Source organism: Paracoccus amoyensis, assembly GCF_014490725.1.
Taxonomy (GTDB): Bacteria; Pseudomonadota; Alphaproteobacteria; order Rhodobacterales; family Rhodobacteraceae; genus Paracoccus; species Paracoccus amoyensis.
On sequence record NZ_JACOQL010000001.1, the window covers coordinates 276,242 to 290,338 of the forward strand.

At 59.8% G+C, this 14,097-nt stretch carries 17 protein-coding genes; all 17 read left to right on the top strand.

Annotated elements, in window-relative coordinates; genetic code table 11:
- Positions 1 to 10 precede the first annotated feature (10 nt).
- The 17 genes from H4P12_RS01415 (at position 11) to H4P12_RS01495 (ending at position 14,087) form a co-directional block, all read left to right on the top strand.
- Positions 11 to 1,201, top strand: a complete 1,191-nt coding sequence (locus H4P12_RS01415; protein WP_187791800.1) for an NADH-quinone oxidoreductase subunit E — start codon at positions 11 to 13, stop codon at positions 1,199 to 1,201.
- Between the two features lie 25 nt (positions 1,202 to 1,226).
- Entirely contained in the window at positions 1,227 to 1,829 is a 603-nt protein-coding gene (locus tag H4P12_RS01420) for a hypothetical protein (protein WP_187791801.1), read from the top strand.
- Positions 1,829 to 2,044, top strand: coding sequence for a DUF5337 domain-containing protein (locus H4P12_RS01425; RefSeq protein ID WP_187791802.1), 216 nt, complete (start codon positions 1,829 to 1,831; stop codon positions 2,042 to 2,044). The genes H4P12_RS01420 and H4P12_RS01425 overlap by 1 nt, the downstream gene beginning before the upstream one ends.
- Before the next feature lie 27 nt (positions 2,045 to 2,071).
- Positions 2,072 to 3,367, top strand: coding sequence for an NADH-quinone oxidoreductase subunit NuoF (gene nuoF, locus H4P12_RS01430; RefSeq protein WP_187791803.1), 1,296 nt, complete (start codon positions 2,072 to 2,074; stop codon positions 3,365 to 3,367).
- An 11-nt stretch (positions 3,368 to 3,378) separates the two neighbouring features.
- A complete protein-coding gene (locus H4P12_RS01435) occupies positions 3,379 to 3,702 on the top strand; it encodes a hypothetical protein (protein WP_187791804.1) in 324 nt (107 codons plus the stop codon).
- 88 nt (positions 3,703 to 3,790) lie between these two features.
- On the top strand, positions 3,791 to 4,201 hold the full coding sequence (locus H4P12_RS01440) for a DUF5333 domain-containing protein (RefSeq protein WP_187791805.1): 411 nt from the start codon (positions 3,791 to 3,793) through the stop codon (positions 4,199 to 4,201).
- Positions 4,198 to 4,386: a hypothetical protein gene (locus tag H4P12_RS01445; RefSeq protein ID WP_187791806.1), complete on the top strand. Its 189-nt coding sequence runs from the start codon at positions 4,198 to 4,200 to the stop codon at positions 4,384 to 4,386. Before H4P12_RS01440 ends, H4P12_RS01445 begins: the two co-directional genes overlap by 4 nt.
- A gap of 16 nt (positions 4,387 to 4,402) precedes the next feature.
- Positions 4,403 to 6,424 (top strand): NADH-quinone oxidoreductase subunit NuoG, encoded by a 2,022-nt coding sequence (gene nuoG / locus H4P12_RS01450; protein ID WP_187791807.1) that lies wholly within the window; start codon positions 4,403 to 4,405, stop codon positions 6,422 to 6,424.
- 4 nt (positions 6,425 to 6,428) lie between these two features.
- Positions 6,429 to 7,196 carry a hypothetical protein gene (locus H4P12_RS01455; RefSeq protein ID WP_187791808.1) on the top strand — a complete coding sequence of 256 codons (768 nt, stop codon included), beginning with the start codon at positions 6,429 to 6,431 and terminating at the stop codon, positions 7,194 to 7,196.
- Between the two features lie 20 nt (positions 7,197 to 7,216).
- Positions 7,217 to 8,248 carry an NADH-quinone oxidoreductase subunit NuoH gene (gene nuoH / locus H4P12_RS01460; protein WP_187791809.1) on the top strand — a complete coding sequence of 344 codons (1,032 nt, stop codon included), beginning with the start codon at positions 7,217 to 7,219 and terminating at the stop codon, positions 8,246 to 8,248.
- Positions 8,249 to 8,251: 3 nt separating this feature from the next.
- A complete protein-coding gene (locus tag H4P12_RS01465; protein ID WP_187791810.1) occupies positions 8,252 to 8,437 on the top strand; it encodes a hypothetical protein in 186 nt (61 codons plus the stop codon).
- Positions 8,437 to 8,928, top strand: a complete 492-nt coding sequence (gene nuoI / locus H4P12_RS01470) for an NADH-quinone oxidoreductase subunit NuoI (protein WP_187791811.1) — start codon at positions 8,437 to 8,439, stop codon at positions 8,926 to 8,928. Before H4P12_RS01465 ends, nuoI begins: the two co-directional genes overlap by 1 nt.
- Positions 8,925 to 9,344 (top strand): carboxymuconolactone decarboxylase family protein, encoded by a 420-nt coding sequence (locus H4P12_RS01475; RefSeq protein ID WP_187791812.1) that lies wholly within the window; start codon positions 8,925 to 8,927, stop codon positions 9,342 to 9,344. Before nuoI ends, H4P12_RS01475 begins: the two co-directional genes overlap by 4 nt.
- Entirely contained in the window at positions 9,341 to 9,943 is a 603-nt protein-coding gene (locus H4P12_RS01480) for an NADH-quinone oxidoreductase subunit J (protein ID WP_187791813.1), read from the top strand. The genes H4P12_RS01475 and H4P12_RS01480 overlap by 4 nt, the downstream gene beginning before the upstream one ends.
- 75 nt (positions 9,944 to 10,018) lie before the next feature.
- Positions 10,019 to 10,324, top strand: coding sequence for an NADH-quinone oxidoreductase subunit NuoK (gene nuoK / locus H4P12_RS01485; protein WP_187791814.1), 306 nt, complete (start codon positions 10,019 to 10,021; stop codon positions 10,322 to 10,324).
- Between the two features lie 6 nt (positions 10,325 to 10,330).
- Positions 10,331 to 12,517, top strand: a complete 2,187-nt coding sequence (nuoL, locus tag H4P12_RS01490; protein WP_187791815.1) for an NADH-quinone oxidoreductase subunit L — start codon at positions 10,331 to 10,333, stop codon at positions 12,515 to 12,517.
- A 1-nt stretch (position 12,518) separates the two neighbouring features.
- Positions 12,519 to 14,087, top strand: a complete 1,569-nt coding sequence (locus H4P12_RS01495; RefSeq protein ID WP_187791816.1) for an NADH-quinone oxidoreductase subunit M — start codon at positions 12,519 to 12,521, stop codon at positions 14,085 to 14,087.
- Positions 14,088 to 14,097: the final 10 nt, after the last annotated feature.

A 14,097-nucleotide genomic window follows, 5' to 3' on the forward strand; every position in this document is an offset into this window, starting at 1 on the left:
GGGCTGATCCATGCTTCGCCGTCTTTCACCCGTTCAGCCGGACAGCTTCGCATTCACGCCCGCCAATCTGGAATGGGCGCGGGCGCAGATGACCAAATTCCCCGAAGGTCGCCAGCAATCGGCGATCATCCCGGTTCTGTGGCGCGCGCAGGAACAGGAAGGGTGGCTGAGCCGCCCGGCGATCGAATATTGCGCAAACCTGCTGGGAATGGCGTATATTCGCGCGCTTGAGGTTGCGACATTCTACTTTATGTTCCAGCTTCAACCCGTTGGAAGCGTTGCCAATATCCAGATTTGCGGCACGACGACCTGCATGATCTGCGGGGCCGAGGCGCTGATCGAGGTTTGCAAGCGCAAGATCGCCGCGACGCCGCATACGGTCTCGGCCGACGGCAAGTTCAGCTGGGAAGAGGTCGAATGCCTGGGCGCGTGCTCGAACGCGCCGATGGCGCAGATCGGCAAGGATTACTACGAAGATCTGACGCCGCAGAAATTGGAACAGCTGATCGACGCGCTGTCGGATGGCAAAGTGCCGCTGCCCGGCCCGCAAAACGGTCGCTTCGCCTCCGAGCCGGTTTCGGGGCTGACCAGCCTGACCGAAGTTTCAGGCAGCGAGCTGAATGCCAGCGCGACATTGGCCCGTGATATCGGCGAAACCGTCAAGCGCATTGATGGCACGGAAGTGCCGATCCTGACAAAGTGGCTGAAATCACAACAACCGGCCCAAGCCGCAGACCAACAACAAGGGCAGGATGGTGTCCCGGAAAACGAACCCCGTCCTGCGGCAGGCAAGCCGGTGGATGAAACGGGTGTGACCGAACAGGAAGCCACCGTCGAATCCGTAGCCAAGCCTGAAACAGCCAAGCGTGAACCGGCTGACGCCGCCGCCACGTCCGGCCGCCGCCCGGAAGGGTTGGACGCTGCCCGCGACAGTGGTGCCGATGATCTGAAGCTGATCAATGGTGTCGGACCGAAACTGGAAGAAATGCTGAACCGCCTTGGCTTCTGGCATTTCGATCAAGTGGCGGCTTGGGGACCGGAAGAATTGGCTTGGGTCGACCAAAACCTGGAAGGTTTCAAAGGCCGTGCATCGCGCGATGACTGGGTCGCGCAGGCCAAGATTTTGGCGACCGGTGGCGAGACTGAATTTTCCAAGCGCGCCGAAGACGATGGCCGCTATGATAAGGAGCAAGACGTTTAGCCTTTAGCGACGGAGTGATGTGACGATGCCAACTGTGCAAGCTACCAGAAAAGCTTGGATTTCCGGTGCCATCCTTGGGGGACTGGTCTGGCTTTCCTTGTCAGGTATTGGCGACTTTTCAGTGTTGGCGGGCCTGTTCCTTGGGCTTGTTTCTGCGGTCGTTCTGGCGCTGTTTCTGATCTGGCTCTCTCTGGGGGGCGACGGTGCCGATGGCTCTGAATGGGAACCAGAGGTTCTGTCAGAGCCGGGGCAGGTCGGCTTGGAAAGTCTGGCGGCTATTGAGCCACAATCGCAAGCGACGACGGGCGTTCGGCCTGCCGCTGATAAAGCGGCTGATCCGAAGCCGGCGAAGGCCGGAACGGATAAGGGCAAGACGCAGCACCCCGACGACCTGAAGCAGATCAAAGGCATCGGTCCGAAGTTAGAGGAATTGCTGCACGAAAATGGTGTGACGCATTTTGCGCAGATTGCGGCTTGGGACGATGCCCAGATCGAGCATTATGCAGAGCTGATAGGCCGAATGGGCGGTCGTATCCGCAGTGATGATTGGGTCGCGCAGGCCAGAACTTTGGCCCAGGGCGGCGAAACCGAATTTTCCGCTCGGGTCGAGAAGGGTGGCGTTTATTGATGGCCAAGCCGCAACATGATCCGGACGCGGCGCAGATGCGTCTTGTCGGCGGGGTGATTGCGGCGGCAATGGTCATCTGGCTGCTGGTCCAGTTTCTGGGCAGCGAATATAATTGGGCGGCGAAATGGGCTTTTCTGGCTGATTTGGCCGCGATCGGGGCTTTTGTCTGGTCGCTGATCGTGACCTGGCGTATCTGGCGTCGCAGAAATCTGTAACGCCCGGATGAGAGGAAGAAAAAACTGATGCTGAAAGACCAGGATCGCATTTTCACCAACCTCTACGGGATGGGTGATCGCAGTCTAGCTGGTGCAAAGCGCCGCGGCTGTTGGGACGGCACGGCCGAAATCATCGGCCGTGGCCGCGACAAGATCGTGGAAGAGGTCAAGGCATCCGGCCTGCGTGGCCGTGGTGGCGCGGGCTTTCCGACGGGACTGAAATGGTCCTTCATGCCCAAGGAAAGCGATGGCCGCCCGTCCTATCTGGTCATCAATGCCGACGAATCCGAGCCTGCGACCTGCAAGGACCGCGAAATCATGCGCCACGATCCGCATACGCTGATCGAAGGCGCGCTGATCGCCAGCTTTGCCATGGGCGCGCATGCTTGCTACATCTACCTGCGCGGCGAATATATTCGCGAGCGCGAGGCGCTGCAGGCCGCCATCGACGAATGCTATGATGCGGGTCTGCTGGGCGCGAATGCCGCCGGTTCGGGTTGGGATTTCGACCTGTATCTGCATCACGGCGCCGGCGCCTATATCTGTGGCGAGGAAACCGCGCTGCTGGAATCGCTGGAAGGCAAGAAGGGCATGCCCCGAATGAAGCCTCCGTTCCCGGCAGGTGCTGGTCTTTACGGCTGCCCGACCACGGTGAACAACGTGGAATCCATTGCCGTTGTGCCCACGATCCTGCGTCGCGGCCCGGAATGGTTTGCAAGCTTTGGCCGCCCCAACAACGCGGGTGTCAAGCTGTTTGGCCTGACCGGCCATCTGAACGCGCCTTGCGTGGTCGAAGAAGCCATGTCGATCAGCATGAAAGAGCTGATCGAAAAGCATGGTGGTGGTGTTCGTGGCGGCTGGAAAAACCTGAAAGCGGTCATCCCCGGCGGCGCCTCCTGTCCGATCCTGACGGCCGAGCAGTGCGAAAACGCCATCATGGATTACGACGGCATGCGCGAGCTGCGCTCCAGCTTTGGCACGGCCTGCATGATCGTCATGGACAAGGACACCGATGTCATCAAGGCCGTCTGGCGTCTGGCCAAGTTCTTCAAGCATGAAAGCTGCGGCCAATGCACGCCCTGCCGTGAAGGCACCGGCTGGATGATGCGGGTGATGGAACGTCTGGTGCGCGGCGAGGCAGAGGTCGAGGAAATTGACATGCTGCTGGACGTGACCAAGCAGGTCGAAGGTCATACGATCTGCGCTCTTGGCGACGCCGCCGCATGGCCGATCCAGGGCCTGATCCGCAACTTCCGCGACGAAATCGAAGACCGCATCAAGGCCAAGCGCACCGGTCGCATGGGCGCAATGGCCGCTGAGTAGGAGGCAGGCCGATGATCCGACAGACTGCAAATCTGCTGAAAGCCACGGGGGGCGCCAAGGCGCTTGCCGCGCTATGTCTGTTGGGTCTTGCCGCCTGCACCACCCCGACGGACCGCGTTCCGTTCAATATTGACGGCCGTGTCTATGTCGTTTCGGGCGGGAACGGCGGCCTTGTGACCGGCCCGGTGGGGGCGTCGCTGTCGCAGGCGGATGGGCTTTCGGCTGATCGGGCGTTTCACGAATACTGCCGCACGCAGGGCCGCAACGGATCTGCTGGCACTTATGCTATGCTGGGCAGCGTTGGTGTGTGGCAATACGCGGGGTGCCGCCGGTGATGTTCACACATTCCTCACCCCTCCGTGTCGGGCTGTTTGCGGCCGTTCGTGATACGGGTGCCTCTATGAAGAAATGGAGGCTAGAGCCATGAAAAAATTGCTTGCAACAGTTCTGACCGCTGCAACGCTTGTCGCGTCAGGACTGCCCGTCCTTGCACAGGTTCCGCTAAGCCAGGAAAAATACGTCAATGACCGCCTGATCGCGGCGCGGATCGCGGATCGGATTCGTCGTGAATGCCCCGCCTATGGGGCGCGGATGGTCTATGCCTACAATCAGGCGCGGGCGCTGAAACGCTATGCGCTGGACAAGGGCTATAGCGACGAACAGATCGACACGTTCCTTGACAGTCGCGAGGACCGTCGCCGCATCTATGCCGTGGCCGAGCAGTATCTGACCTCGAAAGGTGCGAAAGAGGGGGATGCCCAAAGCTTCTGCGCCGTTGGACGACAGGAATTTGCCAGCAATTCCTATATCGCAACCTTTCTGGTGGCACGATGAAACGGGCGACACGGATCATCGCGGCAATTTTTCTGGCACTGGCCGTCGTGGCCATGGTCGCCGGGGATTTGATGCTGGCGGGCGCGGCAGAACCCGCGCTGACCGACACTCGGGCCATTTCGGCCTTGCAGCGCGACGTGACTGCGCAGAATAAAGATTTCAATTCCTTCGCCCGGTTGGGCTAAGGCAGAGGACAGGCAGATGAGCGAACTTCGCAAGATCAAGATCGACGACAAGATCATCGAGGTCGATCCAAATTTGACCCTGATTCAGGCGTGTGAACAGGCCGGGGTCGAAATTCCGCGCTTCTGCTATCACGAGCGGTTGTCGATCGCAGGCAACTGCCGGATGTGTCTGGTTGAAGTCGTCGGGGGGCCGCCCAAGCCCGCCGCATCCTGCGCGATGCAGGTCAAAGACCTGCGTCCGGGGCCGGAAGGTGCCCCGTCCGAGATTCGCACCAACTCGCCCATGGTCAAGAAGGCCCGCGAAGGCGTGATGGAATTTCTGCTGATCAACCACCCGCTTGATTGCCCGATCTGCGATCAGGGCGGCGAATGCGATCTGCAGGATCAGGCGATGGCCTATGGCGTCGATTTCAGCCGTTACCGTGAACCAAAGCGCGCGTCCGAGGAATTGAACCTTGGCCCGCTGGTCGAAACCCACATGACGCGCTGCATCTCCTGCACCCGTTGCGTGCGCTTTACGACGGAAGTTGCGGGCATCACCCAGATGGGGCAGACCGGGCGTGGCGAGGATAGCGAGATCACCAGCTATCTGAACGAAACGCTGGCCTCGAACATGCAGGGTAACATCATCGACCTGTGCCCGGTTGGCGCGCTGGTCAGCAAGCCCTATGCCTTTACCGCCCGCCCCTGGGAATTGCGCAAGACCGAATCCATCGACGTGATGGACGCGCTTGGCAGCAATATCCGCATTGATACCAAGGGCCGCGAAGTCATGCGCATCATGCCGCGCAACAATGACGGCGTGAATGAGGAATGGATCAACGATAAATCCCGCTTTGTCTGGGACGGCCTGCGTCGTCAGCGTCTGGACAAGCCCTATATCCGCGAAAACGGCAAGCTGCGCGTCGCAACCTGGGCCGAGGCTTTGGCCGCCGCAGCCACCGCCATGAAGAGCGGGAAAGTCGCGGGTCTGGTTGGCGATCTGGCCCCGGTCGAGGCGGCCTTTAGCCTGAAGTCACTGATCGAGGGTCTGGGTGGCAAGGTCGAATGCCGCACCGATGGCGCTCGTCTGCCTGCCGGCAACCGCAGTGGCTATGCCGGCACGGCGCGGATCGAAGATATCGACGATGCCGCGATGATCCAGTTGATCGGCACCAATCCGCGCGAAGAAGCGCCGGTTCTGAACAGCCGTATCCGCAAGGCATGGGCCAAGGGCGCACAGATCGGACTGGTCGGCGAGCCGGTCGATCTGACCTATGATTACGCCCATGTCGGCAATGACCGTGCGGCACTGGAAAGCCTGTCCTCGCGTGAGATTTCGCAGGAAACCAAGGATAAACCGACACTGGTCATCGTTGGGCAGGGTGCCATTCGCGAAGCTGATGGCGAAGCCGTTCTGGCCCATGCCATGAAGCTGGCCGAAAACACCAATTCCAAGCTGCTGATCCTGCATACCGCTGCCAGCCGCGTTGGCGCAATGGATGTGGGCGCGGTGACCGAAGGCGGCCTGCCTGCCGCCATCGACGGCGCCGAGGTGATCTATAATCTCGGGGCTGATGAGGTGGACATCGCGGACGGTGCTTTTGTCATCTATCAGGGCAGCCATGGTGATCGCGGTGCGCATCGCGCCGATGTCATTCTGCCAGCGGCTTGTTATACCGAAGAAAACGGCTTGTTCGTGAACACCGAAGGCCGCCCGCAGCTGGCCCTGCGCGCCAATTTCGCGCCCGGTGAGGCCAAGGAAAACTGGGCAATCCTGCGCGCCTTGTCGGCTGAACTTGGGCAGACCTTGCCGTGGGACAGCCTTGCCGGTCTGCGCCGCGCACTGATTGAGGCCGTGCCGCATTTGAAGGCGATTGATCAGGTGCCGGAAAACGAATGGCAGCCGGTGCCGATGGCCGATCTGGGCAAAGCCGGCTTTGTCTATCCGGTCAAGGACTTCTATCTGACCAACCCGATTGCGCGCAGTTCGCCCCTTATGGGTGAATTGTCCCGCATGGCCGCGGCGCGTAACGCGACCGCGATGGCGGCGGAGTAAACTCATGCAGCCAGCATTTTGCCCGCCACGCCTGATCATCACCGCCCTTGCCGGGGTGGTGGTGCTGGCTGGCTGTGGCAAGGATGCTGGCGAGGGGCGTCCACCGGCCAAGCCCGAAACGCTGACAGCCCGCGTCACGACGCCGGGCGGTTCAGCGGACAAGGCACCCCTGACCTTGGCCCGGATTTCGACCAAGTCGGGAGAAATTCTGATTCTGGAACCGGATGGCAGCGTCAGCACGATGGAGCTGGACAGCGCCGCGGGCCGGGAGGCCTTTGCGGTCAGTGAAGCCGACCTGATGGCGCTGAACGAAAACCTTGACCTGAATCTTGATGGTGTGATCGCGACAAATCTGCCGCCTCGTCAAACCGATCAGGAAAGGGCCTTGGAAGAATTTGCCAAGCGGACGCAGCCCGCACTGCCCGCCTGGAACGATGAGACGAAGGTATCGGAAGAAGATTTCCTGGGCACACAGGTTGTCTCGCTGAACCCCAAGGGCACCGCCGATCTGGTCGAGGTTCGCGCTAATCTGCGGGAAGGGGTGGACGCCGATATCGCGTTCTCGTATGCCACCTGCGCGTTGGCCGGTTGGGCAAAGCAGAATGGCGGGAAATATGGCCGTCATATCCGCACTGTTCAGGACACGCGTGACGGCGAATTGCAGATAGGCGCAGCGTTTACGCTGTCCGAAAGCAAGCCGATGGGCCTGCGGGTGATGGAAACGAATGAGACCCTGCAAGAGTGCAGGGCGCGCGGCATTCCCGCAGCGTAAAACGAAGAGGGACGGGCGTCATGGCTGAATTTTGGGCATCCTCCTGGGGCATCGCGGTCCTCCTGCTGCTGCAGGGGCTGGCGCTGATCGCCTTTGTGATGCTGTCGCTGATCTTCATGGTCTATGGTGACCGCAAGATCTGGGCAGCGGTGCAGATGCGTCGCGGCCCGAACGTGGTTGGCCCATGGGGTTTGCTGCAAACCTTTGCCGACGCGCTGAAATATATCGTCAAGGAAGTTGTCGTTCCGGCCGGCTCCGATAAATTCGTCTTCTTCCTTGCGCCTTTCCTGTCGATGATGCTGGCGCTGTTCGCCTTCGTGGCGATTCCGTTCGCGCCCGGTTGGGTTATGGCCGATATCAATGTCGGCATCCTGTTCATCTTTGCCGCGTCGTCGCTGGAAGTTTACGGCGTCATCATGGGCGGCTGGGCCTCGAACTCGAAATATCCGTTTCTCAGCTCGTTGCGGGCCGCGGCACAGATGATTTCCTACGAGGTCAGCATTGGCCTGATCATCATCGGCGTCATCATCTCGACCGGTTCGATGAACCTGTCCGCGATTGTCGAGGCGCAGCGCGGGGCAGGGCTGCTAAGCTGGTATTGGTTACCGCATCTGCCGATGGTTGTGCTGTTCTTTGTGTCGGCACTGGCCGAAACGAACCGTCCGCCCTTCGATCTGGCCGAAGCTGAATCGGAACTGGTTGCAGGCTTCATGGTCGAATATTCGTCCACGCCTTACCTGCTGTTCATGGCCGGTGAATATATCGCCATGTGGCTGATGTGTGCGCTGATCTCGGTCCTGTTCTTCGGCGGCTGGCTGTCGCCCATTCCCGGCATTCCGGATGGGGCGATGTGGATGTTCCTGAAGATGGTCTTCTGGTTCTGGATGTTCTCGATGGTGAAGGCCATCGTGCCGCGCTACCGCTATGACCAACTGATGCGCATTGGCTGGAAGGTGTTCCTGCCGCTGTCGCTGGCCTGGGTCGTGCTGGTCGCCTTCTTGGCAAGATATGAAGTATTCGGGTCGTTCTGGGCCCGCTGGGCAGGAGTTTGATAGATGGCTTATTCCAACAAGATCGCTGAAATGCTGGCAATCGCCTCGGAAGGGGACAAGGTTGAATTGGCTCATTTCCTGGCCAACAATCTGGACAATGGCGAACATGCCAAGGACAGCGCTTTCGTGCGCCAGATCGTCGCTGCCTTTGACCGCTTCTCGGCCCCGCGCGGAGGAGAGCGTTTCTGATGGCCTTCGATCTTGCCCGTGCCACCAAATATTTCCTGATGGTGGATTTCATCAAAGGCTTTGGTCTGGGGATCAGGTATTTCTTCGGCCCGAAAGCCACGGTGAACTATCCCCATGAAAAGGGCCCGCTGTCGCCGCGCTTTCGTGGCGAACATGCGTTGCGCCGCTATCCCAATGGCGAAGAACGCTGCATCGCCTGCAAGCTGTGCGAAGCGATCTGCCCCGCGCAAGCCATCACCATTGATGCCGAACCGCGCGAAGACGGCAGCCGCCGAACCACGCGCTATGACATCGACATGACCAAGTGCATCTATTGCGGCTTCTGCCAAGAGGCGTGCCCGGTTGATGCCATCGTCGAAGGCCCGAATTTCGAATTCGCCACCGAAACCCGTGAAGAGCTGTTCTATGACAAGGCCAAGCTTCTGGATAACGGCGCCCGTTGGGAATCCGAAATCGCCCGCAACCTTGCAATTGATGCGCCCTACAGATGAGTAGCGATCCGTTCCAGAAGCTGTTTCAGCAGATGCTGCAATCCGGGCAGGAAATGGCGCGTGCCTTTAACCCCGCCTTGGAAAGCGTCGACACCAAGGCGTTTGAAAAGATGTTCCCGACCATGCCGGCCGACATGCTGGAAATGTGGTTCGGGCGCACCTTCAACCGTGACGGTCTGGACGCTAAGACGCGGCTTCTGGTGACGATTGCGGCCATGACCGTTCAGGGCGCCCATGCCGAGCCGCAATTGCGCATGACCATCCGCCACGCGATCGAGGCAGGCGCCACACCGCGCGAAGTGGCCGAGGTGATCTATCAAATGGGGATGTTCGGTGGCATTCCGGCGATGCAAAAGGCGCTGGAAATCGCCCAAAGCATCTTCAAGGAACAGGAACAGGGGGAACAGTCGGAATGATTACCTTTGCATTCTATCTTTTCGCCATCTCTGCCTGCGTTGCGGGCTTCATGGTGGTTTTGGCCAAAAACCCGGTTCACTCGGTTCTTTGGCTGATCCTTGCATTTCTGGCGTCCGCCGGGTTGTTCGTGCTGCAAGGCGCGGAATTCGTGGCGATGCTGCTGGTCATCGTCTATGTGGGTGCGGTCGCGGTGCTGTTCCTGTTCGTGGTGATGATGCTGGACGTGGACTTCGCCGAACTGAAAGGCGAATTTGCGCGCTACCTGCCGCTGGGCGTCTTGATCGCCGTGGTTTTGCTGGCCCAGTTGGGGATCGCCTTTGGCGCGTGGCAAACCTCTGATCTGGCCGAGGCGCAGCGTATCGCCCCCATCACCGGCGAGATCCAGAACACCCACATGATCGGGATGGTCCTGTATGACCGCTACCTGCTGCCGTTCCAACTGGCTGGTCTGATCCTGCTGGTGGCCATGATCGGCGCCATCACCCTGACCATGCGCCACCGCCGCGACATCAAGCGTCAAGACGTGCTGGAACAGATGTACCGCGATCCCGCCAAGGCGATGGAATTGCGCGACGTGAAGCCGGGGCAAGGGCTGTAATACCCGCCCGGCGCATCGGCGCCGACGGATCGAAAGAATATTCAACGGGTAAACAGCCCGGAGGGACTGAGAACGATGATAGGTTTGACACATTACTTGGTCGTGGGGGCGATTTTGTTCGTCGCCGGGGTCTTCGGGATCTTCGTGAACCGAAAGAACGTCATCGTCATCCTGATGTCGATCGAACTGATGTTGCTGGCGGTGAATATCAACTTTGTCGCCTTCTCGACTCATCTGGGCGATCTGGCGGGGCAGGTGTTCACCATGTTCATCCTGACCGTCGCTGCTGCCGAAGCGGCGATTGGTCTGGCGATCCTTGTGGTGTTCTTCCGCAACCGTGGCACGATCGCGGTCGAAGATGTCAACGTGATGAAGGGGTAATCGAAAATGGTTCAGTTCATCCTCTTTGCCCCGCTTGTGGGCGCGTTGATCGCTGGTTTCGGCTGGCGGGTGATCGGGGAAAGGGCTGCGCAGCTTTTGACCACGGGCATCCTGTTCGTCTGCGCATTGTTCAGCTGGATCATCTTCCTGACCTTTGATGGCGTGACGCAGCATCTGCCGGTGCTGGATTGGGTCGTCTCGGGCGATTTCGTGTCGCAATGGGCGATCCGTCTGGACCGTCTGACGGCGATCATGCTGATCGTGGTCACGACCGTGTCGGCGCTGGTTCACATGTATTCGCTGGGCTATATGGCCCATGACGAAAACTGGGAACATGGCGAGCATTACAAAGCCCGGTTCTTTGCCTATCTGTCGTTCTTCACCTTTGCGATGCTGATGCTGGTGACGGCCGACAACCTGCTGCAGATGTTCTTTGGCTGGGAAGGCGTGGGCGTCGCGTCCTATCTGCTGATCGGTTTCTATTACCGCAAACCAAGCGCGAATGCCGCCGCGATGAAGGCGTTCATCGTCAACCGCGTGGGTGACTTTGGTTTCCTGCTGGGGATGTTCGGGCTGTTCTGGATGACCGGCTCGATCCAGTTCGATCAGGTTTTTGCCGCTGTTCCCGAATTGGCGCAGACCAAGATGCATTTCCTGTGGGCGGATTGGAGCGCGACAAACCTGCTGGCCTTCCTGCTGTTCGTGGGCGCCATGGGCAAATCGGCGCAACTGTTCCTGCACACATGGTTGCCGGACGCAATGGAAGGTCCGACCCCGGTTTCGGCCCTGATCCACGCCGCAACCATGGTGACGGCAGGCGTCTTTCTGGTCTGCCGCATGTCGCCGCTGTTCGAATTCGCGCCCGACGCCAAGCTGTTCGTCACCATAATTGGTGCGACGACGGCTTTCTTCGCCGCCACCGTTGGCCTGGTTCAGAACGACATCAAGCGCGTGATCGCCTATTCGACCTGTTCGCAGCTGGGCTATATGTTCGTGGCCGCAGGCACGGGCGTCTATTCGGTCGCCATGTTCCACCTGTTCACGCATGCCTTCTTCAAAGCGATGCTGTTCCTGGGCGCCGGTTCGGTGATCCATGCGATGCACCATGAACAGGACATGCGGAATTACGGTGGGTTGCGTAAGAAAATCCCCCTGACATTCTATGCGATGCTGATTGGCACGCTGGCCATCACCGGTGTCGGCATTCCGCTGACCCATATCGGTTTCGCGGGCTTCCTGTCGAAGGATGCCGTGATCGAAAGCGCATGGGCCGGAAATACCTATGCCTTCTGGATGTTGGTGATCGCAGCCGCCATGACCAGTTTCTATAGCTGGCGTCTGATGTTCCTGACCTTCTGGGGCAAGCCACGCGGTGATCATCATGCACATGACCATGCCCATGAATCGCCTCCGGTAATGACCATCCCGCTGGGCGTGCTGGCCCTGGGTGCAATCTTTGCCGGGATGATCTGGTATCAGCCCTTCTTCGGCAGTCATGATCGCGTTCTGCAATTCTTTGCCATCGGTCATGGCCAGGCCCATGCCTCGGCAGAGGAAGGCCAGGGCGAAGCCGCACCGGGCACCGAACATGCAGTTGAGCCGGTCGAGGCCGAGGGCGCACAGGCGCCTGCCCCCGAACATGCCACTGCGGACACGGCAGAGGGTGAACCCGCTGCACCCGAAGGCGAAACCGGCATCGTTGATGGCGTCGTCGTGGTCGATCCGTCGCAAACGCCCGAGGCGCTTGGCGGGGCGATCTACATGGCCCCCTATAACCATGTGATGGACGAAGCCCACCATGCCCCGGTCTGGGTGAAAATCTCGCCCTTCATTGCGATGCTGGGTGGTCTGGCGCTGGCTTGGCTGATGTATATCCGCTATCCGACTGCACCTGCGACACTGGCAGCACAACAGTCGGTTCTGTACCGCTTCTTGCTGAACAAGTGGTATTTCGACGAAATCTACAATTTCCTGATCGTTCGCCCGACGCTTTGGCTTGGCCGTAAGCTGTGGACGGGCGGCGACGGAGCGATTATCGACGGCGCCATCAACGGGGTTGCCATGGGAATCATCCCGCGCCTGACGCGTTTCGCGGGGCGGGTGCAGTCAGGCTATCTGTTCCATTATGCCTTTGGGATGGTTCTGGGCGTCGTGGGCTTGTTGATCTGGGTGATGATGCGGGGAACGCACTGATATGACGAACCTACTCTCGATCATCACCTTCCTGCCAATTATCGCGGCGGCCATTCTTGCCCTGTTTCTGCGGGGCGATGATGAAGCGTCGCAAAGGAATGCCAAGTGGCTGGCGCTGATCGCCACGACGGCGACATTCCTGATTTCGATCTTTGTCCTGATCGGCTTTGATCCGTCCAACACCGGCTTCCAGTTCGTGGAAGACAAGGAATGGATCATGGGTCTGCGCTACAAGATGGGGGTGGACGGGATTTCGGTCCTGTTCGTGATGCTGACCACCTTCCTGATGCCGCTGGTGATCCTGTCCACATGGGAAGTGACGACCCGCGTCAAGGAATACATGATCGCCTTTCTGGTGCTGGAAGGGTTGATGATCGGCGTCTTTACCGCGCTGGATCTGATCCTGTTCTATCTGTTCTTCGAGGCCGGTCTGATTCCGATGTTCCTGATCATCGGCATCTGGGGGGGCGCCAACCGCATCTATGCGGCGTTCAAGTTCTTCCTTTACACCTTCCTTGGATCGGTGCTGATGCTGGTTGCCATGGTCGCGATGTATCGCACCGCAGGCACCACCGACATCGTGCAATTGCTGGAGTTCGACTTTCCCTCGACCACGATGCATGTCCTTGGCATCACCGTGATCGGCGGCATGCAGACGCTGCTGTTCCTGGCCTTTTTCGCCAGCTTCGCGGTGAAGATGCCGATGTGGCCGGTCCATACCTGGCTGCCCGATGCGCACGTGCAGGCGCCGACCGCCGGTTCGGTCGTGCTGGCCGCCGTGCTGCTGAAGATGGGCGGCTATGGCTTCCTGCGCTTCAGCCTGCCGATGTTCCCGGTCGCCTCCGAGATCTTCCAGCCCTTCGTCTTCTGGCTGTCGGCGATCGCCATCGTCTACACGTCGCTGGTGGCGCTGGCGCAGACCGACATGAAAAAACTGATCGCCTATTCATCGGTTGCGCATATGGGCTATGTGACCATGGGCATCTTTGCCGCCAACCAGCAGGGCGTCGATGGCGCAATCTTCCAGATGCTGTCGCACGGCTTCATCTCGGGGGCGCTGTTCCTGTGCGTCGGCGTGATTTATGACCGCATGCACACCCGTGAGATCGACGCCTATGGCGGTCTGGTGAACCGGATGCCGGTCTATGCGCTGGTCTTCATGTTCTTCACCATGGCGAATGTGGGCTTGCCGGGCACGTCGGGCTTTGTCGGCGAATTCCTGACCTTGCTGGGCACATTCAAGGTGAATACCTGGGTCGCCACGATTGCCGCGACCGGTGTGATCCTGTCGGCGGCCTATGCCCTTTGGCTGTATCGCCGGGTGACGCTGGGCGCGCTGATCAAGGAAAGCCTGAAGACGATCACCGACATGACACCGCGCGAACGCTGGATTTTCGTCCCGCTGGTCGCCATGACCCTGCTGCTGGGCGTATATCCGCGTCTGGCGCTTGATATCACCGGCCCCACGGTCGAGGCGTTGGTGACCCACTACAACGATGCCCTGCCGCATCCGCCCGTCGATGGCCTGGCCGTCGCCGCGACCGCGGACGCGACAGAAGCCAGCCACTGAGGTAAGCAAG